This window comes from Thermosynechococcus sp., assembly GCF_046299635.1.
In the GTDB taxonomy this organism is placed as follows: Bacteria; Cyanobacteriota; Cyanobacteriia; order Thermosynechococcales; family Thermosynechococcaceae; genus Thermosynechococcus.
In genome coordinates, this window is record NZ_JBKBHV010000009.1 from 37,115 (window position 1) to 62,162 (window position 25,048).

16 protein-coding genes are annotated in these 25,048 nt (G+C 54.3%); 7 read left to right on the forward strand and 9 right to left on the reverse strand.

Annotated features, from left to right (window positions below; all coding sequences use genetic code 11):
- Window positions 1-38: 38 nt before the first annotated feature.
- Window positions 39-419, forward strand: coding sequence for a hypothetical protein (locus ACK4IR_RS05610; protein WP_409873239.1), 381 nt, complete (start codon window positions 39-41; stop codon window positions 417-419).
- 51 nt (window positions 420-470) lie between these two features.
- Window positions 471-1,760, forward strand: coding sequence for an adenosylhomocysteinase (ahcY, locus tag ACK4IR_RS05615; protein ID WP_409873240.1), 1,290 nt, complete (start codon window positions 471-473; stop codon window positions 1,758-1,760).
- Window positions 1,761-1,838: 78 nt separating this feature from the next.
- On the opposite strand, the gene speE is transcribed toward ahcY, so the two are convergent.
- Entirely contained in the window at window positions 1,839-2,780 is a 942-nt protein-coding gene (gene speE, locus ACK4IR_RS05620) for a polyamine aminopropyltransferase (RefSeq protein WP_409873242.1), read from the reverse strand.
- A 44-nt stretch (window positions 2,781-2,824) separates the two neighbouring features.
- The gene (gene speD, locus ACK4IR_RS05625; RefSeq protein WP_409873244.1) at window positions 2,825-3,223 is read right to left on the reverse strand and encodes an adenosylmethionine decarboxylase; all 399 of its coding nucleotides are present in this window, start codon (window positions 3,221-3,223) and stop codon (window positions 2,825-2,827) included.
- 397 nt (window positions 3,224-3,620) lie between these two features.
- Between speD and ACK4IR_RS05630 the strand changes: the two genes are divergently transcribed.
- A complete protein-coding gene (locus tag ACK4IR_RS05630; RefSeq protein WP_409873246.1) occupies window positions 3,621-3,863 on the forward strand; it encodes a nitrate reductase associated protein in 243 nt (80 codons plus the stop codon).
- A 219-nt stretch (window positions 3,864-4,082) separates the two neighbouring features.
- Here the strand turns inward: ACK4IR_RS05630 and ACK4IR_RS05635 are convergent, their stop codons facing one another.
- The 6 genes from ACK4IR_RS05635 to ACK4IR_RS05660 form a co-directional block, all read right to left on the reverse strand.
- Entirely contained in the window at window positions 4,083-7,265 is a 3,183-nt protein-coding gene (locus ACK4IR_RS05635) for an ATP-binding protein (RefSeq protein WP_409873248.1), read from the reverse strand.
- A gap of 64 nt (window positions 7,266-7,329) precedes the next feature.
- A complete protein-coding gene (locus ACK4IR_RS05640) occupies window positions 7,330-11,949 on the reverse strand; it encodes a glutamate synthase-related protein (protein ID WP_409873249.1) in 4,620 nt (1,539 codons plus the stop codon).
- A gap of 264 nt (window positions 11,950-12,213) precedes the next feature.
- Window positions 12,214-14,736, reverse strand: coding sequence for a GIY-YIG nuclease family protein (locus tag ACK4IR_RS05645; RefSeq protein WP_409873251.1), 2,523 nt, complete (start codon window positions 14,734-14,736; stop codon window positions 12,214-12,216).
- 281 nt (window positions 14,737-15,017) lie between these two features.
- Window positions 15,018-16,562, reverse strand: a complete 1,545-nt coding sequence (locus ACK4IR_RS05650) for an Eco57I restriction-modification methylase domain-containing protein (protein ID WP_409873253.1) — start codon at window positions 16,560-16,562, stop codon at window positions 15,018-15,020.
- A 171-nt stretch (window positions 16,563-16,733) separates the two neighbouring features.
- Entirely contained in the window at window positions 16,734-16,904 is a 171-nt protein-coding gene (locus tag ACK4IR_RS05655) for a DarT ssDNA thymidine ADP-ribosyltransferase family protein (protein ID WP_409873255.1), read from the reverse strand.
- Window positions 16,905-16,906: 2 nt separating this feature from the next.
- Window positions 16,907-17,560: an SAM-dependent DNA methyltransferase gene (locus ACK4IR_RS05660; RefSeq protein WP_409873257.1), complete on the reverse strand. Its 654-nt coding sequence runs from the start codon at window positions 17,558-17,560 to the stop codon at window positions 16,907-16,909.
- 271 nt (window positions 17,561-17,831) lie between these two features.
- On the opposite strand from ACK4IR_RS05660, the gene gyrA reads away from it, so the two are divergent.
- The 4 genes from gyrA to ACK4IR_RS05680 all read left to right on the forward strand — a co-directional run bounded on the left by gyrA (window position 17,832) and on the right by ACK4IR_RS05680 (window position 23,080).
- On the forward strand, window positions 17,832-20,393 hold the full coding sequence (gene gyrA / locus ACK4IR_RS05665; RefSeq protein WP_409873259.1) for a DNA gyrase subunit A: 2,562 nt from the start codon (window positions 17,832-17,834) through the stop codon (window positions 20,391-20,393).
- Entirely contained in the window at window positions 20,390-21,379 is a 990-nt protein-coding gene (hpnA, locus tag ACK4IR_RS05670) for a hopanoid-associated sugar epimerase (RefSeq protein ID WP_409873260.1), read from the forward strand. Before gyrA ends, hpnA begins: the two co-directional genes overlap by 4 nt.
- Window positions 21,380-21,428: 49 nt before the next feature.
- On the forward strand, window positions 21,429-22,511 hold the full coding sequence (locus ACK4IR_RS05675; protein ID WP_409873262.1) for a class I SAM-dependent methyltransferase: 1,083 nt from the start codon (window positions 21,429-21,431) through the stop codon (window positions 22,509-22,511).
- A 119-nt stretch (window positions 22,512-22,630) separates the two neighbouring features.
- Complete coding sequence (locus ACK4IR_RS05680) at window positions 22,631-23,080, forward strand: hemerythrin family protein (RefSeq protein ID WP_409873264.1); 450 nt, start codon at window positions 22,631-22,633, stop codon at window positions 23,078-23,080.
- Window positions 23,081-23,090: 10 nt separating this feature from the next.
- On the opposite strand, the gene ACK4IR_RS05685 is transcribed toward ACK4IR_RS05680, so the two are convergent.
- Window positions 23,091-24,827: a diflavin flavoprotein gene (locus ACK4IR_RS05685; RefSeq protein ID WP_409873266.1), complete on the reverse strand. Its 1,737-nt coding sequence runs from the start codon at window positions 24,825-24,827 to the stop codon at window positions 23,091-23,093.
- Window positions 24,828-25,048 lie beyond the last annotated feature (221 nt).

Genomic DNA, 25,048 nt, shown 5'->3' on the forward strand with positions numbered 1-25,048 from the left:
TGCAGCGTATACCGATCGGCATTCAACAACCAATTGCTATGGTATCGCTGAAACGCATCATTGCCCTTGGTTTACTAGCAGCAGGGGTTGGCTTTGCGCCGGGTGCCCTTGCCCAGCGGTTACCCCGTTTACGCCAAGGCATGAGCTATGCCGATGCCCGTCAACATCTCATTGAGCGCGGTTGGCAACCCGTCGTCAATCCAGCAATGGTAAATCCAGCAACAACGACGCCGATTGTGGCCTATCTGCTCAGTCAAGGCTATAGCGAACTGATGGGCTGTCAACTGGTGGGGGTGGATATCTGCGCCTTTCAGTTTCGTAATCGCAAGGGGCATCTTTTGGAAATTGCCACCGTAAATTTGCCCGTTTTCCCTGGTGGCACGGTTACCAGTTGGGCACTGCGGAAGAATTCCCCTTAGGCCATTCTTGCGTATAATGAGGAGCCGTAACCTTTTTTCAGGAACCGCAGTATGGTGTCTTCTCCGATTAAACCTGAAGCCCCTGTTCGTCACGATGTTAAGGATTTGAGCCTTGCACCCTTGGGACAGCAACGGATTGAATGGGCAAGACGGGAGATGCCTGTACTGCGTCAGATTCGCGATCGCTTTGAGAAAGAAAAGCCCCTTGCGGGAATTCGCCTAGCCGCCTGCTGTCATGTGACCACTGAAACTGCCAATCTGGCGATCGCCCTCAAAGCCGGCGGTGCCGATGCCGTTCTCATTGCCAGTAATCCCCTCTCCACCCAAGACGATGTGGCCGCTAGCCTAGTGGTGAACTATGGCATCCCGGTCTTTGCCCAAAAAGGCGAAGACACCGCCACCTACAGACGCCACGTAAACATTGCCCTTGATCACCGTCCCAACATCATCATTGATGACGGCTGTGATGTAGTCGCCACCCTTGTAAAAGAACGCCAGCACCAACTCGGTGACATTATCGGCACCACCGAGGAAACCACCACCGGCATTGTCCGCCTCAAGGCCATGTTCCGCGAGGGTGTCCTCACCTTCCCAGCCATTAATGTCAACGATGCCGACACCAAACACTTCTTCGACAACCGTTACGGCACCGGTCAATCTACCCTAGATGGCATCATCCGAGCAACAAATATTCTCCTTGCCGGGAAAACGGTGGTGGTGGCCGGCTATGGCTGGTGTGGTAAAGGGACAGCCCTGCGGGCACGGGGTATGGGTGCCAATGTGATCGTGACGGAAATTGATCCCGTGCGAGCCATTGAAGCCGTCATGGATGGCTTCCGTGTCATGCCGATGCTTGAGGCGGCGCCCCTTGGGGATATTTTCATTACCGTGACGGGAAATAAGCATGTGATTCGGGCAGAGCACTTTGCCGTTATGAAAGATGGCGCAATGGTGGCCAACTCCGGTCACTTTGACATTGAAATTGATCTTGCCACCCTGAAAACCCTCGCCAAAGAAGTCCGCGTCGTGCGCAACTTCACCGAGGAATACATTCTCCCCAGCGGTAAATCCATCATTGTGTTAGGGGAAGGCCGCCTGATTAACCTCGCGGCCGCCGAAGGCCACCCCGCCAGTGTTATGGATATGAGCTTTGCCAACCAAGCCTTGGGCTGCGAATACCTCGTGAAAAATAAAGGCCAGTTGGCTCCGGGGATCCACCCCATTCCCGCTGCCGTAGATCAAGAAATTGCCCGTTTAAAACTCCAAGCCATGGGCATTGCCATTGATACCCTCACCCCTGAGCAGGTGGAGTACATGAACTCTTGGACATCAGGCACCTAGGGAAAACCACCACCCTCGAAAGAGCAAGACCAAATCCACGCCCTTCTGGAGTTCAAGCCAAGACGGCAGGGGGGATGTTTAGACTTGGGGAATAATTTTCAGGCGTGAGGTTGGCAGCTCTTCTTCAAGCGTGGTATCCTCATCCGTGAGCGGTGCAACCGGCCGACTCAGCAGAGTGCGGATGAAGTTCGGCAGTGCAAAGACCCCCCGATGCGTCTCACCGTTGTAGAAGCGGAGGTCAGAAATCCCCCTTGTGGCAATTCGCTGCTCTACCTCTGCGGCGGTGAGGGTACAGGGGTCACAGCTTTCCGAGGCGGTCGCCATTCCCCACAATGTACCGTATAGGGGAATATACACGGAATAGGGACGGACAATCGGGAAAACCTGCCGCAGCGTCGTCACCAAACGAGCATAGGTGGTAGGTCGCGCAATCGGGGATTCTACATGTAGAGCCAGCAATCCTGCTGCTGCCAGATGCTGCTTGCAAACGTGGTAAAACTCTTGGGTGTAGAGGTTCAGGGAAGGACCTTGGGGATCGGTGAGATCGAGAATGATTAAATCAAACTGGGCACTTGTATTTTCCAGATAGGCACGACCATCACCAATCATCAGCTTGAGGCGGGGGTCTTCAAAGGCACCACGGTGAATAGTGTCTAAATGCTGACGGCAGACCTCAACGACCTCCTCATCTAACTCCGCCAAAACAACCTGCTCGATGGTGGGATATTTGAGCACTTCCTCGGCTGCACCACCATCGCCACCGCCAATAATCAAGGCTGACCGTGGTGCCGGATGTGTTATGGCCGCCGGATGAATCAGATTCTCGTGGTAGAAAAACTCATCCGCCTCCGAGGTCATAAAGAGATGATCCAGACACAGAAACTTCCCAAAGTGAGCAGACTCATAGAGCGCCAGTTCTTGGTAACGAGTCTTCTTTGTGAATAGGCAGCGATCGGCTCGAATAAAGTAACCAGCAGCAGCGTTGAGCTGCTCTAGGAGATACAGATGATGGGTTGTCATTGCTAATCCCTCTAATTCTAATGTGGAACCTTGAATACCGCTGGTTATTCCCGCTCTACGCATTGGGTACGGGGCAACTCAGGGTCGAACACTGCAACCAGTTGGTCAAACAGCGCTTGCGCTTTGCCCCGATTGTCTTGACTGTAGTTACAGACGTACACGTCTAAGGTGACGTAGCGCTTTTCCGGCCAAGTGTGGATGGCTAGATGGGACTCCGCTAGGACAACGGCGCCGGTGACACCCCCTGTTTCTCCAAATTGATGAAATAGCTCGCCCAAAACCGTTAGACCGGCTTTACGCACCGCCTCTAGGCATAGTGTTCTGAGGCAATGACGGTCTAGAAAGTAACGAATGTCACCGCGACACCCATATAAGTCACCGATGAGATGAATCCCTAAACGAGGCTTAACAGGCTGCATCGCAGCCACAGGACTATACATCATCGCTGCTCCTCCTAAAAACAACCACGATAGCAACACGTACCTTACGGCACGCATTACCCCAGCAATGAAGGTTGAAGTGCCTTCACTGCCAAAACGTATAATCCTCCTCCTTGCAGAGGTTGAAGGTGGCTTGCTGAGGACAACCCTTTGCCTCTTAAGCCATGTTTTTGTTGCCAGCGAATGCTAGCTTTTGCTTTTTTGAAATAGAGGTCAGAGAGTAAAATTGCCGACTAAGTCTGTTATTTTATCTGAAAATTAGTTGCTTGTAAAGAATAAGCAAAGACTCTGTTGCCAGCAAAGACGGTGAGACAGTGCTTCTAACTCAGGTAAGCAGTATGGACTCAGCCAGCCCACAAACCCTAACGCATAAGAGCATCAGCGCTATCCAGTCCTTCTGGTGCCCATAGCGTCTTGCCACCAAACTCTCTCTTTCCACTCGCCAGTTAAACCCCGTCTCATTACCACAGCACCCCCAGAGACCGTGCAGCAACAACTGACCAAGGTGCCCCACCACAGGCTAACTAGGGAAAAATGGGCAGTCCTGACTCCTCTACAACGTTTTGTCCTTGTGAAACTTAGCCAACCCGGCCACGAAAATTGCAATTTTTGGCCAGCATTGCAGGAGTTTGGTCTTACCTAAACGGCTAGGACAGTTGCAGCGGCATTTTTTACTAATGTAGTATGGACTCGTGCCAACAAGGGTGCCCACTAAAAAACCTTGGGGCACACTAAGGGCGATCGCCCCCACTAATACCAGTTCTTTGTAAAATTGACCTTAATAAGCAGGTCTCAAAATTAAATTGGTGTAACTAACGGGCATTTTCCAAAGCTGTGGGGCAACGTTGCGTCAGCGTAAGCATTAGGCCAGTGTTAATTCGACAATCTTATCAAAGCGGAATGTTTTCACCAGTTGCTGAAGGCCTGCAATCAAGGCAGCTTCCTCGGGCGGAATTTCAGCAATCAGTTCGCGAACGCGCTTGGCATTGAGCTTTTTGGCAGCTTCCTGGAGTTCAGTAATCCAAGGGCGGGGCATTACCATTAAGGCGGCTGGATCAAGCACCTGCGGACGGGGAGCATTCGGGGGAGGCGGCGTATCCTCGTAGGCATACTCTAGGTTTAACTGGGCGGCCAGCCGTTCAAAAATCGTTTGGGGACGGAAGGGCTTGGCAATGTAGTCATCACACCCCAGATTGAGGAGTTCTAGCTTGTCCTGCTCAAAACCACTGGCGGTGACGGCAAGAATTTTGGTGGGGAAAATCCTTTCGCCGCGGCGCAGGCGATCGCCCATTTCTTTCTTGATCTGGCGTGTTGCCGTTTTACCGTCCATCACCGGCATGCGGATATCCATAAGAATCGCATGGGGCTGCCATGTCCGCCAGATCTCCACTGCCTCTTGACCATTGCAGGCTTCTTGGCAGCGAAAGCCTACCGGTTCTAGGAGCTGGGTCAGGAGTTGGCGATTTTCGTCAATATCATCCACCACCAAAATCCGCACCTCGGCGGTGGGCGATCGCAGGCCAACCACGGTTTGTGTCTTTTCCTCCTGTAGCGCTTGCGGATCCCCTAGGCCAATGTTGATCTCGAAGTAAAAGTGACTTCCCTGCCCCTTGGTGCTGCGTACCTGAATATCGCCCCCCATCAATTGCACAAACTGGCGGCTAATGGCCAAACCCAGACCTGTGCCTTCGCTGACCTTTTTACTGCTATCGGTTTGCACAAAGGGCTGAAAGAGCATTTTTAACTCTTCCGGGGTCATGCCAATCCCCGTGTCACTGACTGCAAAGGCTAGGCGGGGCGGATGCTGCGCTTTGTAGCTGACCTTGAGGGAGACACCCCCTTCTTTGGTGAATTTAATGCCGTTGCCAATGAGGTTCACCAACACTTGGCGCAGCTTCATTTCATCGGTGATCACCGCCAGCGGCAGGTCGGGCGCCAGATCAAAGACCAGACGCAGACCCTTGGCCTCAGCCCGCACCTTGAGCATGTCTTTGAGGGTTTGCAGCATGCGCCGCAGATCAAAGGTGGTTTCCTGAAGGGTGACCCGACCCGCCTCAATTTTGGCCATGTCAAGGACATCGTTAATCAGACCCAACAGGTGTTCACCACTGCGGTTGATCTTTTCAAGGGTTTGCCGCTGCGCCGGTGCAAGGGTGCGATCGCTCAGCAAAATTTGACTAAAGCCGAGAATGGCATTGAGGGGAGTGCGCAGTTCATGGCTCATATTGGCTAGGAAAATACTTTTGGCTTTGTTGGCGGCTTCGGCGGCTTCCTTGGCCTTGAGTAGCTCCCGCTCCGCTTGCTGGCGCTGATGAGCGGCAAGGGCGATCGTGACAATATCCGCCACATTGGAGACAAAGCTGCGTTCCTCCACCAGCCAAACCCGATGCTCACCAATACTCTCGACACAGATCACCCCCAATAATTGGCCATTAAAGATGATCGGAGCATCCATGCGAGAATGCACCCGTTGGAGTTTGGCATACTCCCGCAGTTCGTGGGTGCGCGGATCCGTGAGTAAATCATTGATCACCAAGGGTTCTCCGGTGCGCAAGAGTTTTAAGTAACTGGGGTAGGTGGGCTGGGTGAGGTACGTGGGCTGGGCAGGGTTATTGGCAGACGGATCGTATTGGGCGACGCATTTCAGCCGATCCTCTTGGAGTTCCCAGACGGATGCTCGCCCCACCCGTAGTGTTGTTGCCGTGACCTGAATAATCTCCTGCAACGCCAAGCGAAAGTTCCCCTGCTGCACGTGGGGAGATTGGCTCAGTTGCACAAGAGCAAGATTGTGGTCATGGAGTACCCGTTCCTTTTCTAAAAGTCGCTGATTGGCAGCCTCAAGGGCAGCAGTACGGTGAGCCACCTCCTCTTCTAGACGTTGGTTAAAACGATGCAACTCACTAAAGCTCTCCTGAAGTTGGCCAGCCATGTCCAGAAACGTGCGGCCCAAATTCCCCAGTTCATCTTGGCTTGTTGTATTCAAATCCGCCTCAATCTCTAGATCACCAGCGGCAATTTTGTGAGCGGCGGCATTGAGCTTTTGAATCGGGCGCACAATGTAACTGGTGACGATCCACGTTACAAGACTCATCAAGGCAAAGGACACCCCTAGAATCAGCAGACCTGAGCGCGTTTCTGCATGGATAAAGTCAAGAAGGGTCGCTTCATCTAGACGAATCGCCAGACTCCAGCCCGCTTGGGCAATCGGCGCATAAAAGACCCACTGCCGCTCCTCAGAAGTCCAATCCGTCATCCAGAGATGGCCACTTTGACCCCTGATCATGGCTTTGCCTAGAGCCTCTAGATCACTGCGATTTTCTTCCTTGGCAATGTAGAAAATGGATTGGCCAATGAACTGGGGATCACCATGAAAGAGAATCCGTCCCTTGCGATCCAGTACAAAAAACTGCTCCTCCTTGAGGCCTTGGATGTGAATTTGCTGTTGCAGGGTTTCCAACGCCACATCCACTGTGGCTACCCCTCGCACTTTCCCTTGGCGGCGAAAGGGAACGGCATAGGTCACCATCCAGACATTCCCTGCCCCCTCATCAAAGTAGGGATCACTCCAGCGGGGTTGGCCGGTGCGGATCGCTTCACTATACCAGTCCCATTGGGGTTGCGTGTAGTCGTAGATGCGGCCTGTGTCTTTTTGTACTAGTGTGCCGTTGTTTTTATAAACATAGGGGGCAAAGAGCCGTTTGCGGGGAGAAAAGCTGTAGGGGGTAAAGGCGATCGCCCCGCCATAGACCAGATTGTTCATTGCCACATTGCGGCGGAGCAAGGAATACAGTTCCTGCTCACCGGCCATCGGGAAAGCTTCTAGGGCATGGGCTGTGGCCGTCGCCAACACCGCCATTTCCTCTAGGTTGTCATCAAATTGCGTCGCATAGAGCGACACCATGGTCTGCTGCCATTCTTCATAATCGGCAGTACTGCGGCGAATCACCCGCCCGCGAATGTAGAGAAATAGGCCTGTGTAGATGATGACAATCGGTAGGAGCGTCCCCAGCAACAGCTTGTGGCGAAAGGATAGCTTGCTGAGCATAGCGATCGCCCTCCGTAGGCTTTCCCCTTACTTAATTTTAGGCTGCCTCAAAAAGGCCAACTCTCTAGGAAAGGGGACTCAGCACTTTGCTATCCGCAGCCATTTCCCCTGCCACTTCCGGCGTATTCGCTTCTGAAGGTGGTACCACTTGCCAGAAGAGGGGTAAATAGCACTCCCACTGCTCCAGAATTCTCGCCGCCTTGGCACTGCCGGTGCGCTCATGGTGGGCCGTAATGAGTTGCTTCAGTTGAGCCGCCCCAACCGCCGAGGTGACCCGCTGGAGCTTGACAATTTCGGGGTTGACTTTGGCGGGAAAGTTGCCCACCTCATCCAAGATATAGGCCAGCCCCCCGGTCATACCGGCACCCACATTGCGACCCGTCGTCCCCAAGACCACCACGACACCCCCCGTCATATACTCGCAACAGTGATCTCCTGCCCCCTCGACAACGGCAGAGGCTTTGGAGTTGCGGACGGCAAATCGCTCACCAGCTCGGCCATTGGCAAAGAGAAACCCGCCGGTGGCGCCATAGAGGCAGGTATTGCCGATGATCACGTTGTCGGCAGCCGCGTAGGGGGCATTGGCAGGGGGCTTGATGATGATTTCCCCGCCGTGCATCCCTTTGCCCACGTAGTCGTTGGCTTCGCCGGTGAGCTTGAGGATCATTCCCGGTAGGTTGAAGGCGCCAAAGCTCTGGCCGGCACTGCCTCGGAAGTTAAGGGTAATCTGACCTTCAAAGCCGCTGTCGCCGTATTTTTTGGCAATGACACCGGCAATGCGCGCCCCCACGGTGCGATCAGTGTTGACAATGGGCAGCTCCAGTTCAACGGTTTGCTGCTTCTCAATAGCGGCTTGCACCTCTGGGCGTGCCAAAATTTGATCATCGAGAACAGCACCGTTACTGTGAACGGTTTCGTGCTGCAACCAGCGGCGATCGCTGTGCGTATCGGTCAACTTGGTTAGGCAATCCAGATTCAGAGGGCCTGTTTTCGTCAGGGTGACATCCTGCCGCGGCACCAGCAGATCGGCGCGGCCGATGATCTCGTTGAGGCTGCGATAGCCCAGTTTGGCGAGAATGGAGCGCACCTCCTCGGCAATAAAGAGGAAGAAGTTCACCACATACTCAGGGAGGCCGGTGAAACGCTGACGCAGCTCCTCTTTTTGGGTGGCGACGCCCACCGGGCAATTGTTGGTGTGGCAGATGCGCGCCATAATGCAGCCCTCGGCAATCATGGCCACCGAGCCAAAGCCGAATTCCTCAGCACCCATCAGAGCCCCCATGACCACATCCCAGCCACACTTGAGACCCCCGTCTACCCGCAGAATCACCCGATCCCGCAGTTGATTTTCAAGAAGAACTCGGTGAACCTCCGTTAGCCCCAATTCCCACGGACTGCCGGCATGCTTAATGGAACTCAAGGGGGAAGCCCCGGTGCCCCCATCGTGACCGGAAATTTGAATCACATCGGCGTTGGCCTTGGCCACCCCGGCGGCAATCGTACCGATGCCAATTTCTGCCACCAGTTTCACGGAGACTTGCGCTTGGGGATTGATCTGGTGCAGGTCAAAGATCAGTTGCGCCAAATCCTCAATGGAGTAGATGTCGTGGTGGGGCGGCGGTGAAATCAAGGACACACCCGGCTTGGATCGCCGCAACATGGCAATGTAAGGGCTGACCTTGCTGCCCGGCAGTTGACCGCCTTCCCCCGGTTTGGCGCCCTGGGCAATCTTGATCTCAATTTGCTGGGCATTGATCAGGTACTCAGGGGTCACTCCAAAGCGACCGGAGGCCACCTGTTTGATGGCCGAACTGGCGGTATCGCCGTTGCGCAAGCCCCGCAGATGGGGAAATTGGGGAGAGCGTCCCTCGGCATCCACATCCGTGAGCACTTGGAAGCGAATCGGATCTTCGCCTCCTTCGCCGGAGTTGGATTTACCACCAAGGCGGTTCATGGCGATCGCCAGCACCTCATGGGCTTCCCGCGAAAGGGCACCCAAGGACATGCCGCCGGTACAGAAGCGCTTGACGATTTCCCTAGCGGGTTCCACCTCCTCAAGGGGAATACTGGGGCGATCGCTCCTAAACTCCAGCAAATCCCGTAAAGCGGTGGGAACGCGCTCCGTTAACTGGCGACGATAGACCTCGTAGTGGTCATAGCGATTGCTGCTGACGGCCCGGTGGAGCGCCTTGGCCATTTCCGGGTTGTTCATGTGGTACTCGCCACCGGGGCGGAATTGGACAAAGCCAAAGTTCTCCAGTTTTTTGGCGGTGAGTTCGGGGAAAGCCCTTTGGTGAAAGGCAATGGTTTCTTGGGCCAGATCTTTGAGGGTCAGGCCGCCCACCCGCGAGGTGGTGCCGATGAAGGCTTTGTTGAGCAAATCGTCGCCAATGCCGATGGCCTCAAAAATCTGGGCGCCGCGATAGCTGGCAATCAGGGAAATCCCCATCTTAGAGAGAATTTTCAGAAGTCCATCTTCTACGGCTTTGCGGTAGTTGGCCTGCACCTGTTGGAGGGTCAGTTGCGGTAGTTTGCCCTTGGCCATCAGGTTCTGGGTGCGATCGCTTTGCCACCACTGGCGGATGGTTTCCCAAGTCAAATAGGGACAGACGGCCCCTGCGCCATAGCCGATGAGGCAGGCAAAGTGATGGGTGCTCCAGCATTGGGCCGTTTCCACCACAAGGGAGACGCAACGGCGAATGCCTTGGGCAATCAAATGGTGGTGAACTGCCCCCACCGCCAACAGGGGGGGAATGTAGGAGGTGTCGGCATCCAGCAGATGGGGTTCGCCGGCCGAATTGTGGCGATCGCTGAGCACAAGGATTTCTGCACCCCCTTTGACCGCGGCGGCAGCCTGTTCACAGAGCCGATCTACGGCGGCCTCCAAACCCGCCGGCCCTTGAGCAATGGCAAACTGGGTCGAAAGGCGGGTGGTGCCAAAGGGTGCCCTGAGGATCTCCTCTAGCTCCGCTTCATTGAGGAGGGGAGAGTTCAACTGCAACAGGCGCGCATCCTCCGCCCGCTCAAGCAGCAGGTTGCCCCGCTTACCAAGGCGAGTCACCAGCGACATGACAAGTTTTTCCCGCAGCGGATCAATGGCGGGATTGGTCACCTGGGCAAAGCGCTGCTTGAAGTAGTCGTAGAGCAGGTGCGGCTGGCTCGAAAGAACAGCCAAGGGAATGTCATCCCCCATACAAAACGTGGGTTCCTTGCCGTCCTTGGCCATGGCCTCAATGATCATTTCCACATCTTCGGCGCTAAAGCCAAAGGCCATTTGCTGTTGTAAACAGGTCTGGGGTTCAAGGGTGAGGGTTTCGCCGTAGGGTTGAGGCGCCAGTTCTTGGCGATAGGTTTTCAGCCATTCCCCGTAGGGCTGCTGCCGGGCTACCCCCTGTTTGATTTGCCCGTTGGTCAGCAGTTCCTGATGTTCCAAGTCAACGGCAATCATCTGCCCAGGCCCTAGGCGGCCTTTTTCAATCACCGTTGCTTCATCAATTTGAATGCTGCCGACCTCGGAAGAGACAATCACCAGATCGTCGTTGGTGAGGGTGTAGCGGGCAGGGCGCAGGCCGTTGCGATCGAGGGTGGCGCCGACAATTTTGCCGTCGGAAAAGGCCACCAAGGCAGGACCATCCCAAGCCTCTTGCAGGCCGCTGTAGTATTCATAAAAGTCCACCACCTCCGGGTGATCCGCCAAGTCCGGCTGGTTTTGATAGGCTTCGGGAATCAGCATCATCATTGCCTGCAAGGGCTGCCGTCCCGATTGCACCAGCAGCTCAAGAACACTGTCGAGGTTGGCGGAGTCACTGTTTTCGGCATTGACGATGGGCAGCAGATCCCCAAAGGCTTCCCCCCAATAGGGATGGCTCAGTTGCGCTGCCCGCGCCCGCATCCAGTTGATATTCCCCAAGAGGGTATTGATTTCGCCGTTGTGCCCCAGCATACGCATCGGTTGAGCCAAGGGCCACTTGGGCATGGTGTTGGTGCTAAAGCGACGGTGATAGAGGGCAAAGGGGGTGGTGTATCTAGGGTTCTGGAGATCCTCGTAAAACTGCGCCAGCACCGCCGATCGCACCATGCCCTTATAGACAATCGTGCGGTTTGAGAAGGAACAAATATAAAAGTCTTGGCGCCAGTCCGCCGGGGTTTGGGCGATCGCCCGCTCAATGCGTTTGCGGGTCAAATAGAGCTGCCGCTCCAGTTCATCGCCGCTGGCTTTACTCGATGCCACAAAAAGTTGCTCAATTTGCGGCTGAGTCTGTTTAGCTTGCACCCCCAACACCTCGGAATTCACCGGCACCGCCCGCCAGCCCAACAGGCGCAGTTCATTTTCACTGAGGACTTTTTCCACAATGGCCTTGGCTGCTGCAGTTGCCGCCCCGCGGGGCAAAAAGATCATCGCCACCCCAATCCGCTGCCGTGGCACACCAAACTCCGGCAACAGCTCCCACGGAATGGCCGTCATAATGCCCGCACCGTCCCCCGAGTCGCGATCGGCGCTACAGCCTCCTCGGTGTTCCAAGCAGGTCAACCCCTCAAGGGCTTGGGTCAAGATGCGGTGACTGGCCACTCCTTTGCGATGGGCCACAAAACCCACACCACAGGCATCTCGTTCGGCCACAAGCCAAGGCTGTCCATGGTAACCAACTTGACGCACAGGGGAAGAGAAGGCGGATTGTTGCATGGGTCTGAAGACACTTCATCAACTGAGGGGGCAAAACGTTGTCTTGGCAACAGCTACCCGCTCTAGGGACTGAAAAACGCCGCGACTCTCACCTCGGAGCCAAGGCGACAGTATAGAGATAGGGAAGTGCTGGCAGTGGAGCAACGTATAGGGTCTTTCGCTATTATAGGGGTTTCCCTTGGATTCAGAAACGCCAAGGCCAGAGATTGTCAGGGCCGACTCCTTCTCGGCAAATAGACCAAGACCGGCACCGGATGCCCTCCCTTAGTTTGGCGGGACGATATGAGAGGAGATTGCGTGATATTCCTCTGGCCGTAGTACGGTGTCGTATAGACCAATGTTTTCGCCTTCATGGCGGTTGATCTCCATGTAAACTAGGCTGGGGTCTTCGTAGCGCTTAAACTTGTACACTGCATCGTTCATTAAGGCACTGTTGAAAACACCCAGCCCAACGAGTTGCTCAAAATCTTTCTTGCTAATGCCGGTAACCCGCTTAAAGAGTTCCGGCTCCAATTGGAGAATCACATCGCGCAGCGCACGCTCGCGGTAATCGGTGAGATAGAGAAAGATGGGGATGCGCGTAGCAAGCTTGATCAGCTTCTCTTGGATTTCCTTGCGCTTGCTTTTGAACTCTTTTTCTTCTTCGGTGAGTTGCTGTTTTTCCTCGCGGGAGAGTTTGCCATCGTTGACCTTACGCTTCATTTTATTGACCGCCTCCGACTTGTTGATCACAAGTTCAATGTCCTGTCTCAAGTTGCGGAAGCCCTCGATGCTCATCAACGCCTTCATTGCCGCCTCGTCCGCCATGAGTCGCCGTAGGGTATCGTTGTCCACATTGACCAGCAGGGCGCTCTCCCAGCGGCGCGCCAAGAGGGTGGCAGTGGTAGAGCTTATGGCCATCTCCAAGACCCCCGCCGCATCAATCTGCTGCATGGAACTGCCTTCATAGGCCAGCACCGGCAGGAAGCGAATGAACTCTTCCACTTTCTTTTCTGGGTCGTCTTCATTGACACTGAGATGAATGCTATAGTCGGCAATTTGGCGTAGCGCTCGCTCAGGGGCAAAGTCGAAAACATAGCACTCTGGCTTGAGAATTTCTTCTTTATTGGGTGAACACCCATCGGGATTTTTGACCGTCCATGGACTTTGCACACGAAATGCCGCTTGGAAGTAAGTTTCTGGACTGGACATATTGCATAGCATGAAAATTCCTGTCCAAGGGCGCACCGTCACCCCTGTCATGAGTTTGCCGCAGGTGAGGGTGATGGTCTTTGTCTTCAGCGGGTCGTCCATTGCCTGCAGCACAGGCGTCAGCGCATTGACACCGATGCCGGCTTCTTGGCCGGCGGCTACAATCACCCTGTAATCGTGATAAAATTGGTTGTTGCGCCGTGTTAATAGGTTGCGCATGGCATAGCAGGCTGCCACGCTGGGCAAAAACCACACCGTATGGGTGAGGATCTCGAGTAAGCTCCCCTTAGAAAATGGCAATGGCGGTCGCTGATTTTTTGCCAGTTTGAGTTCATCAATACTGGTTGGCAAATACTTGCCGCGAATCAGATCCAGCCACTTTTGTACCTCGTCTTCGTGCTTGAAACGGGCACACTCACCGACGCCCTCAGCGGCAAAGAATTCATTGAGGTCAAACTCATTAAACTCCCCCTGCAATGCTACCTGCCGAATTTCCTCCGGCAGCTGGTAGGTCAGCAGCACCATGCGCGGCAGAGCGGCGTAAGGATTCGGACCCTTTGTGCTGTCCCATTCGGCTTTGGCGCGCTGCTCGTCGGAGTACGTCCAGTTGTAAATCTGTTCCTCTATGAATTCACCGCTGGCAATGGCGCGAAACGGTGTACCGGAGAGGTACAGGTAGTGATTTGCGGTAATGGGCAGTATGTCTTCATCGAAATAGTCAATGCCCTCGCCCTCACCTGCCTTACACTCACGATCGTCCTCGGCCTCGAACAGGTCTTTGGCTCTCTCGCGCCAGGCGCCATAGTGATACTCATCAAAAATCACGCAGTCCCAGTGTAGGGCATGCACCCATTCATTTTTGGTCTTGATGCCGCCAGTGGAGCGGTTGCGACCTAAGTAGTCCTGAAATGAGCCGAAGCAGACGATGGGCTTGCTCTTGTCAGCTTGATCATAGGTCAGTCCGCCCGGTTTGATGAACTGCCAACCCTCAAAATCCACATGTGTGCGCAGGTCTTCTTCCCAGGCACTTTGGACGGCGGGCTTGAAGGTAATTACAAGGATTTTTTTCCACTCCATTTCTTTGGCGAGTTGATAGGCAGCAAAGGTTTTGCCAAAGCGCATCTTGCAATTCCACAAAAAGTGGGGTGGTTTGCCGTTTTCGCGGCGATAATTTTTGAAATAGGCTTTCGTCTTTGCAATCGCCGCTTGCTGTTCGGGGCGCAGAGGGAAGTTCTGACTGCGCTGCTCTTCTAGTTGCCCACCTTGCCGCACTGCGTTAATGGCGGCCTTGACCTGCTCGACGGTGCAACGGAACCATTCGCCGTCTTCTTGCAAAATGCCGTGGCTACACAACATGCGGTGCACTTCGTGATCCGTGAAGATTGTGCCGTCATTGCGGATGGCGTCTTCTTCCAGCACAATTCGATAGGGCAATTGGCCGGGACGCTTTGTTGGATATTGCTCGGCAACCCGTTCCTGCACACTTCTTGTTGTATAGCCAACTTTGAGCAACCCCGCAAATTGCGGATGGGTATCTTCGTAGGCGTAAATCTTGGGGGTGACCTTGGGGCGGGGTTGGAAGAAGTCGTTTGTCATCAGGTCAATCTTCAGATCTCAAGATTACCGTCTTGCAAAAATGAAATGTTTAGTTATAATATAAGCTGCCACTGGATGAAACTCGGCTCCATGCCGTGTGGCAGTGGAACTACGGTTGCCACTGCTCTATATCCTTGGCACTTTACCTTGCTTACGCCAAGCCAAAGCAGGTGCAGAGAGTGGCTTTGTTTTGATTGTAATATGCGCCATAATTTGCGGTGCGCTTATCGTCAATATCTTGCACAAGGCGTACTGCGTCCTAAGTGTCCGTTAGCGGTTGGTTACTCGTCCTCGGACTCTCCATTGGGTTCGTCAACGCCGTTTGCGCCGTCGTTGTTCATCTGGCGGATTTTGGATTCGATAAAGGCTATCTCATCTGCCGTCAAACCGTAGCGCTTGTAGAGTTTCTCATCTGTCCATCGAGTATTCATATCCAAGATGGGAACAAAAGCGTAACTATCTTTTGTAATGTGATGGGAATACATAAATTGAGATACGAGAAAGCGGAAGAATCTGGTTTTCATATAGGCCACCAAATTCTCGGCCTCTTGCTGAGAGTTGTAAGCGCCAATAACCAGATAGGTTTCAGTGCAAATAAAACCGGGTGGCAAGATATCTATTTTTGAAAATACTCTTCGTCTTCCGTCAGAGCCTGGATTTCCCGCGTGATCGTAGCCAACATACGACGTAATCACCTTCCATTTATCAATCATTTCAATGCCGACCTTAATATCCGTTCGCCAATAGAGTCCTTCACCGTCCTGACAGCGTAAGATGAGGTCTCCGGACTCTTGTGGCTTAGCGTTAGTTGGCAGGCCAAAGGGTTTTCTACTTGACACTCGCTCGCTCATACTTCGCTCTTTCTGTGCCAGCACCTTGCGTACAATGGATACCGCTTGGCTATGGCGAATAAAAGTTGAAAACTCGTCGAGCTTCCGCTCGGCGGTAACGCTTTGTCCTTTGCTGACATTGGTCACTTCACACAACCCGCGCCGATCGCGTTCCCAAAGGAAATAGCACACGCCGCCCGCAATATCCACACCGGGAAAGACCTCGGAGGCATCTTCAAAATCCACCAGCTTACGAAGGCGGTCATCTTCCAGCATCTCTTTTCTGAAACTATCGAGGCCTTTTCCACCGCCAAACCACCTCGAGGGAATGATCATCAGCAAATAGCGTGGATTTAGTTTCTTTGCTTGTTGTACAAATCGGTTGTAGATGGGAACCGCACTTTTACCAAATCCCCCATCGCTCAACTGATACGGTGGATTGCCAATGATGACATCGAATTTCATGTTAAAAATTTCCTCAGGTTTCTCGGTATGGATAAACTCGTAGGCATGGGTTTCCAGTTCGGAGCCGCGGTCATAGTTGGCTTGACTTGCCCCGCAGTAGATGCATCGCCCGTCTTTCCAAGTGTGCTCGGTGCGCTGATAGCGGATATTGCCCTCAGGTGTGGTAAAGGCAGTACAGATTGAGTATTTGCCGTTGGCGGTCTTAGAGCAATAAAGAGAGCGGCGCGAGATCAGTGCCGTTAGTTCGGTGATAGCGATGCCAAAGAGTTGCTGCGTCATGATGTGGTTGACCCGTTCTTGGCGATCCGGAATTTGGGTCTTTAGGCCTTTATCAAGCCGTTTGGCGATTTCCCGCAAAAAGACCCCCGATTTGGAGCACGGATCGAGAAAGCGGGCATTCGGGTCACACCACAGGTCAGACGGCAGTAAATCCAACATCTGGTTGGCCACCCGTGGTGGGGTAAAGACCTCATCGCTGGAGAGGTTCGCCAAGCAGGAGAGGACATCGGGGTTGTAGTCGGCGATCGGCATAAATTATTTTCTCAACAAAAAATCTCTGGTCAAACATTCAGGCGGCACGTTTTGTTCCTGCGGTAAGTAAATGGAAACTGGAATTTCCATTTTAGAAAAGTAACGGCACATCAGCGGCTCTATCTCCTTCCAATTCAAGCCGCCCAGCGAACAGCCAGCGATTGAATTCCTTCAGTGCGATACTTTGATTATCGGGCAGACAATCGTTGTGTTATAGATGGGCGTGAACGAGATGCCCCGCTCCATCCCCTGCTGATGGGAAAGAATGCCATGCTGAAAAATAGACGGCAGATTGTCAACGTTGGTGATGTAAAAGAGATTTTTGACCGTGCGTTTTGACATTGCTATTCCTCTCCAATTTCTAGAAAATGCACCGGCGGGTACTCCTTCACCGGCTCTGGGATGAAGACTTCCTCACCTGAATCAGAAAAGAGGGGCAGTTCGCGCATAGACGCCCGTTGCACCATCTCGTGAAAGGCGAAATCGCGCCGCTTGAGCCGACTGCCACTCACCAGCGACCACTCGGAAAAGATAATCGGCTGCGGATTTTCGCCAACGGTTTGTAGCGAAAGGGCATCACCATGAACAATGTTGCGGCTGAGGATGTAGCGCACCGTTGCGCGGCAGGCGGCCTTGGTCTTTGCGCCAAAAAGAGCAGTGTAGGCTTCGTCGAAGGTTTGGTAGAGCCGTCGGCGGCATTCCTCGACATTATCGGCCAAAATGTCAATGCCGTAGAGGGAAGAAACCGCCAACACGGCATAGCGTTCGTAGTCTAGCTGGCTTTTGGCGTAGTATCTTTGCACCACCTGTAGCTTCCGCCGCAGCACTTCAACCAGAAAATTTCCTGTGCCGCAGGCCGGCTCTAGAAACCGCGAATCAATCCGCTCGGTTTCCTGCTTAACTAAATCGAGCATTGCCGCCACAATGTGCGGGGGAGTGAGCACCTCCCCATAGTCGGCAACCCGCTGCTTGGATTTGATGTGTCTGTTTGAGTGCATTGTCGGGTGTCTGCGTGGTGGAGGGGGTTGCAAAATTGATTATCAACCGGCAACAATTTTCCCACGCCTTGCCCTAGGCTGGCGGTAAACCCTTGCTCCCTTGCGTCTTGGTGTTGTCATTTCGTTGAGTTTTATCGAGTTTTGTCTAAGTAACAAAGGCAATCGCCGGGTTCTCTTTTCGGTCAGGGTCTTCTTAAAAGAGGGGGCGGGGCGGGCGTTTAGACCGTCGTGGTATCATAAAGGCTTCATAGGACAACAGTAAAACACGCCCATGAGCTTTGCTGCCGATTCTTCTCGGATCATTCCCACCGAGCTGAAGGATGAGATTTCGCGCTCATATCTTGAATATGCCATGAGCGTCATTGTGGGGCGTGCCCTTCCCGATGCTCGCGATGGTCTTAAACCGGTGCACCGCCGCATTCTCTACGCCATGCACGAGTTGGGGCTGACCAGCGATCGCCCCTTTCGTAAATGTGCCCGCGTAGTGGGGGAAGTCCTAGGGAAATATCACCCCCACGGCGATGCCGCGGTCTATGATGCCTTGGTGCGGATGGCGCAGGACTTTTCCATGCGGCACCCCCTGATTGAGGGGCATGGCAATTTTGGCTCCATTGACAACGATCCGCCGGCAGCAATGCGCTATACCGAATGTCGGCTGCAAGCTTTGGCCAGCGAAGCCCTCCTGCAGGACATTGAGCAGGAAACGGTTGATTTTGTGGACAACTTTGACGGTTCGCAACAGGAACCGTTGGTTTTACCGGCACGGCTGCCTCAACTGCTGCTCAACGGTGCCGCCGGGATTGCCGTGGGGATGGCCACCAACATCCCGCCCCATAACTTGGGGGAACTGGTGGATGGACTGGTGGCTTTGATCCATAATCCCCAGATGAGCGATCGCGAGCTCATGCGCTACATTCCGGGGCCGGATTTTCCCACCGGCGGGCATATCCTTGGCCAAGGGGGAATTGAAGAAGCCTACACCACCGGGCGTGGGTCAATTACGCTGCGGGCTGTGGCCAGGATTGAAACCCTCGAAGCCCCCGGTCGCCAACCCCGCGAGGCTATTGTGGTGACGGAGTTACCCTACCAAACCAACAAGGCGGCGCTGCTGGAAAAAATTGCCGAGTTGGTCAACGAGAAAAAAATTGAGGGCATTGCCGACCTGCGCGACGAAAGCGATCGCGAGGGGATTCGGGTTGTGATTGAGTTAAAGCGGGATGCCTACCCGCGTGTGGTGCTCAACAATCTCTACAAGCAAACGCCCCTCCAGGTGAATTTTGGCGCCAACATGCTGGCGATTGTCAACGGTGAGCCGCAACTGCTGACCCTCAAGCGCAGCCTAGAGGTGTTCCTCAGTTTCCGCGAGGAGGCGATCGCCCGCCGTACCCGCTATGCTCTGCGCAAGGCCGAAGAACGGGATCACCTGCTCCAAGGGTTGCTTGTGTCCTTAGCCAATCTCGATGCCGTGATTCAACTCATTCGCCGTGCCGGTGACACGACCCTTGCCCGCCAGCAATTGATGCAGACCTATGCCCTCAGTGAAGCCCAGGCCGATGCCATTTTGCAGATGCAACTGCGGCGCCTCACCGCCCTAGAGGCGGCAAAAATTGAGCAGGAGCATGCGGATTTGCAGCGACAAATTGCCGACTACCGCGATATTTTGGCCAATCGGCAGCGCGTCCTAGAAATTATCGAAAAAGAAGTCACCGAACTCAAGGCCAAGTTTGCCACCCCTCGGCGATCGCTGATTGTGCAGGCGGATGGCGAAATTAGTGACACCGATTTAATTGCTAACGATAAATCCGTCATTCTCGTTACCCAGCAGGGCTACATCAAGCGGATGCCCGTGGATACCTTTGAAGCCCAAAGTCGCGATGGGCGAGGTCGCAAAGGAGCAGAGATTAAAGAGGATGATGCCGTTGAGCATTTCTTTAGCTGCAATGATCACGATCGCATTCTTTTCTTTAGCGATCGCGGTTTAGTGTATGCGTTGCCCGCCTACCAAGTTCCCAGTGGCTCGCGTCAAGCACGGGGCACCCCCATTGTCCAACTGCTGCCTATTCCCCGCGAAGAAAAAATTACCTCTGTCATTGCTGTTCAAGAGTTTAGGGAAGATGAGTATCTAGTGATGCTCACCCGCAAGGGCTTCATTAAGAAAACTGCGCTGGCAGCCTTTAGCCATATCCGCACCAATGGCCTAATTGCTATTTCCCTTGAAGAGGGAGATCAACTGCGGTGGGTGCGGCGAACCCGCGCAGAGGACACCATTATCATCGGCTCACGGCAGGGCATGGCCATTCATTTCCGCGCCAGTCACGATCAACTGCGCCCCCTTGGCCGCGCCACGCGGGGGGTCAAATCCATGAGCCTGCGAGCAGGGGATGAACTGGTGGGAATGGATATTCTGCCGGCGGCGATCGCCAACCGTTTTGCCACCACCCCTGAGGATGACAGTGTAGAAATTGAAGACACCGAGGAGACAGTGGCTCAAAGTGAAGGCCCTTGGGTGCTGGTAATCACCACCAATGGCTACGGCAAGCGAGTACCTGTGCAACAATTTCGGCTGCAAAACCGTGCCGGGATGGGCATTACCGCCACCAAGTTCAAAGCCAAAAGTAATGAGGATCAACTCGCCGCCCTGCGGATTGTCAATGCCGAGGATGAACTGATGATTGTTACCAGTCGCGGCATCATTATTCGCCAGAAGGTGATGGATATTTCCTCGCAGTCGCGATCGGCCACGGGTGTCCGTCTGCAACGCCTAGATGAGGATGATGCGATTGTCACAGCAGCGGTCTTGCCCCCTGGTAGCATGGAGGCAGAGGAGGATTGAGCACCACAGTCTTTCTCACGGGTGCCAGTGGCTTTGTCGGTACCCATGTGACCCAAGTTCTCGCAGACAAGGGCTACCGTGTCCGTGCCTTGGTGCGGCAACCTGAGCAGGCCGCCCATCTCAAAGCGTGGGATGTGGATTTGGTGCAGGGAGATTTACGCACCAGTGACCTCGTTGCCCTCATGCAGGGGTGCCAAGTGCTGTTCCATGTGGCAGCTCATTATAGTCTCTGGCGGCGCGATCGCCCCCTTCTCTATGCCGTCAATGTGGAGGGTACCCGTCGCATCTTGGCCGCTGCCCGGGAAGCCGGTATTGAGCGCACGGTTTACACCAGCTCGGTGGCCGCCATTGGCGTTGATCCCAGCGGTCAACCCACCACCGAAGCCTACCAAAGCCCCCCCGAAAAGCTCATCGGCGAGTACAAGCGCTCCAAGTACTGGGCAGAGCAGGTGGCACAACAGGCGGTTGCCCAAGGGCAGGATATTGTGATTGTCAATCCCAGTACCCCCATCGGCCCTTGGGATGCAAAGCCCACCCCCACCGGGGAAATAATCCTGCGCTTTTTGCGACGACGGATGCCCTTTTATGTGAATACAGGGTTGAACCTAATCGACGTGCGGGATGTGGCGATCGGTCATCTCTTGGCCTTAGAAAAAGGCAGAAGCGGTGAACGTTACATCCTCGGCCACCAAAACCTAACCCTGGCGGAAATTCTCGAGCGATTGGCCACTCTGACCGGACTGCCGCGCCCCTTGGGTGAAATTCCGGTGGTGATTCCCTTGATGCTGGCGTGGTTCGATGAGGTGGTTTTGGGGGCTTTGGGGAAACGGCCTGCGATTCCTCTCGATGGGGTGCGCATGGCACAGCAAAAAATGTTTTACGATGCCCGCAAGGCCGTCACCGAATTGGGGCTGCCCCAAACCCCCATTGATGAAGCACTCCGTGACGCTGTGACGTGGTACCGCGAACGGGGCTACTGTCCCTAGGCTTTGCGATATAGTGAGGAAGGGAAATTATGAAGTTTAGTTAAGAGCTATGCCGGTTGCGCCCTTTGCCTCTCAGTTACCCTTGGTGGAAGAGACGCTTCATCGCGGCTATCAAGCGCTGCAATGGGGCAAAAACCTGTTTGCCATCGCCCACAAAACCCTGAGTGCGCGTCTTTTGAATACCCTCTTTCCCACCGAAGAGCGAACGCAACCCCTTGGCCCTGAGTTACAGGCATGGCTCAAGGAACGCTACGAAGCCCTACTCCAACAGGATTGGCAGGATGCGGCGGCGGGTTTTTATCCCCCCACACTCCTCTTTGATGCCCCTTGGGAAGAGTTTTTGCGCTTTTATCCGCTACTGTGGCTGGATTTGCCGCAGATGTGGCAGCGGGCGCGATCGCGCCGCTTTCAGGACTTTCCCAAGGACGTGCGCCTTGAGGACTATCCGCCGTACTATCGCCAAAACTTCCACTACCAAACCGACGGCTATCTCAGTGACACCTCCGCCAACCTCTACGACCTTCAGGTGGAGCTGCTCTTCGGCGGTACCGCAGATGCAATGCGGCGGCGGGTGATTGCTCCCATTGCCCAACATTTTGCTGCCCATCCCCCTACTCCCCCCGTGCGCATTCTCGATGTTGCCTGTGGTACGGGTCGCACCTTGAAGCAACTGCGCTTTGGCTTCCCAGAGGCGGCGCTTTTTGGCATTGATCTATCCCCCACCTATTTGCGCAAAGCCAATTCTTTCCTCGCCACCCAGACCGGGGATCTGCCGCAACTGATTCAAGGCAATGCCGAGAGCCTGCCCTACGTGGACAACTACTTTAGTGCCCTTACCTGCGTCTTTCTCTTCCATGAGCTGCCTGCGCCGGTGCGCCAAAAGGTGATCTATGAATGCGCCCGCGTTCTTCAACCGGGGGGTGTCTTTGTCATCTGTGATTCGATTCAAGTCCTAGATTCCCCGGCGCAGCGACCGATGATGGAAAACTTTGCCAACCTGTTCCACGAACCCTTCTACCGCAACTACATCGAAGATGATCTGAACATTCGCTTAGAAAAGGCGGGCTTGGTGGTCAAAGAGATTCAGCACCACTTTATGAGTAAGTATTGGGTGGCAGTTAAACCCTCTTAGTCAAAAAGTGCCAGTCCACTACGCTTTGTAACGGTGCCTACCTGCTGGGGTGGGGGGCTGCTAGGCTGAAGGCGGTACGTCAAAACCTTTTTCCCTGTTGCGGGTTGGAGGGCTAAGCGATGGAAGAGCTGGCATGGCAAGCGGCGTTTATCTCTGGATTGGCGGAAATCGATCAGGAACATCAGGCACTGCTGGAGAGGTTACAACAGTTACGCTCAGCGATCGCCGAAGGGGCAACATTTTCCCAAGTCAAGCCGCAGTTACTCGCGTGCGCCATGGAAGCGGAACGCCACTTTCAGCACGAAGAAACGCTCATGGCTGCTGCCAACCATCCCCTCTATCTATCCCATCGTGCTGCTCACCAAAATCTGCTACGGGATTTGAGGGGGGTGCTTGAGACCGTGCAGCTCCATCCCGAAAAGCTGACACCAGAGACCATTGAGGCGATGGGTGCCTTAGTGGTGCGCCATATTCGCGAAGAGGATTTGCCGATGCTCTCCCTGCTGACCCATCCCGAGGAGCTAGCGCGGCAACGGGCGGCTGAACTAACGGCTGAAAATGTGTTCTAACCCTCAGGGGTTAACTGCTAGCTTTGCGATGTTGGATGGCCGTGAGGCCACTGGTTTGCAGTAATTCACCGCTCTCAACCACGGCATAGATGAGCCAATGATTCCCACACGGCATGCGCGACTCCACGGTGCACTCCAAATAGGCAAGGGCATCGAGCAAAATCGGGGCACCACATTCGGCACTTTTGAGGCCAAGGGTGGCCAACTGCTGCTCGCCAAGGCGTTGCGCCTGCTGAAACTGGCGAACTAGGGGACTACCTTCTTTGAGGATATTCAAGACGAAGCGATCGCCCACCAAGCAGAGGCTTTCTGCCCATTCCTGAGGCAATGAGACCGTGATGCCCGGCGGATGAAACGAGGCTTGGGAGACCGACGACACCAAAATGGCCGCTGCTTGCGTAAGGTGAAAACAGCCTTCCGGTAGGGTGGTGAGAACACACAGGGAACCCACAACTCGGTTTACGGCTTGCTCGGTGCGATCCACCTGTGCTTCCACAAGGCTGGGGGGGCGGACGGTACGGCTCTTGCGCCGTTTCTTCAGGGCTTGGGCAAACTCGTTGGCAGCCATTCGGCATTTTTCTAAGTCACTAGCCGTGGGGGTAAACTTCACCCGCAGCGTTTCAAAGCCAAGGGTATAGCCTGCATCCAAGAGCTTTTGCTCAATGTCATCAATGGCCTCCCCACTCCAACCATAGGAGCCAAAGACCCCCGCCAGCTTGGTTTGGTTGCCCTCGGCCAAGATGAACCCCAAGGCGGTTTGCACCTGTGTCGGCATATGTCCCCCTAGGGTGGGCGAGCCGATGATAAAGCCATCGCTACTGTGAATTAGGGCTTGCATTTCCGCCGGGGGGGTGGTTTCACAGTTAACCGCCTGGACTTGGACGCCGGCTGCGGTTAGGCCTTGGGCGATCGCGTTAGCCAGCATTGCCGTGTTGCCATAGGCAGAGGCGTAAAAGAGCGCCACCTTCGTCTCCTGTTCCGTTTGGGCTTGGCACCAGTCGCGATAGTCCTGAAAGAGACGGCTACGGCTAAACTTGACGAGGGGGCCATGGGCGGGGGCATAAAGATGGGGGGGCGGGGTCAGCTCTGCCAAGCGATCCAAAATGCTTTCCACTTGGCGGGTTTGGGCGGCATGCAGACATTCAAAGTAGTAGGCGCGATCCTCATCGAGTTTTTTCCACTGCTCATCGTAGAGACTGTCCCCACACACATGGGCACCAAACAGCTTATCTGTGAACACAATTTGATTCTGCGGATCAACGGTTATGAGACCATCAGGCCAGCGGGGCGTAGCAGCGGCAATAAATTCCAGTCGGCGATCGCCTCCTAACTCTAAGGGGGTGTCCCCACGGGGAATCCAGAGATTCAACTGTTCGCCAAGGGTAGAGCGCAAGGTGACTGCCCCGGCCTTTGAGCACACAAGCGCCAGGTGGGGCGCTTTTTCCAGCAAGACTTTGACGGTGGCCAGGCGATTGGAGTTGACGTGACTGAGAATCAGATACCGCAGTTGACTTAAATCAATGTGCTGCTGGAGCGCATGCAAATAAATTTGGGTAAAGGATTCCCCCGGCGGATCTAGAAGAGCCGGTTCAGGGGCGCGAATCAAGTAGGAATTGGAGGTGGTTCCCTGCTGGCGGCCATACTCCACTTCAAACTTCAGTCGATCCCACGTGCGCGATCGCAAGACCAAAACCCCCGGTGCAATTTCGGCCACTTGAACATCTCGGGGACGAGTTTCCGTGGGCATTGGACACCTCCTAAGTCTCTACCACAGCAAGCGCCGACAGTTTTGGCAGCGCCCACCTAGACTTGAATGAGTTCTCTGGACACTATAGCTCATATCAATTCAATTGGAAGATGGCGCCATAAAGCTAGCTCTTTAGAGAATCCAACATTCCAATTCTCGTCCCCATTTAAGATATAGTCTAGGCTCAATCTTACAAAGAACCAGAAAAATTTGCCCTTACT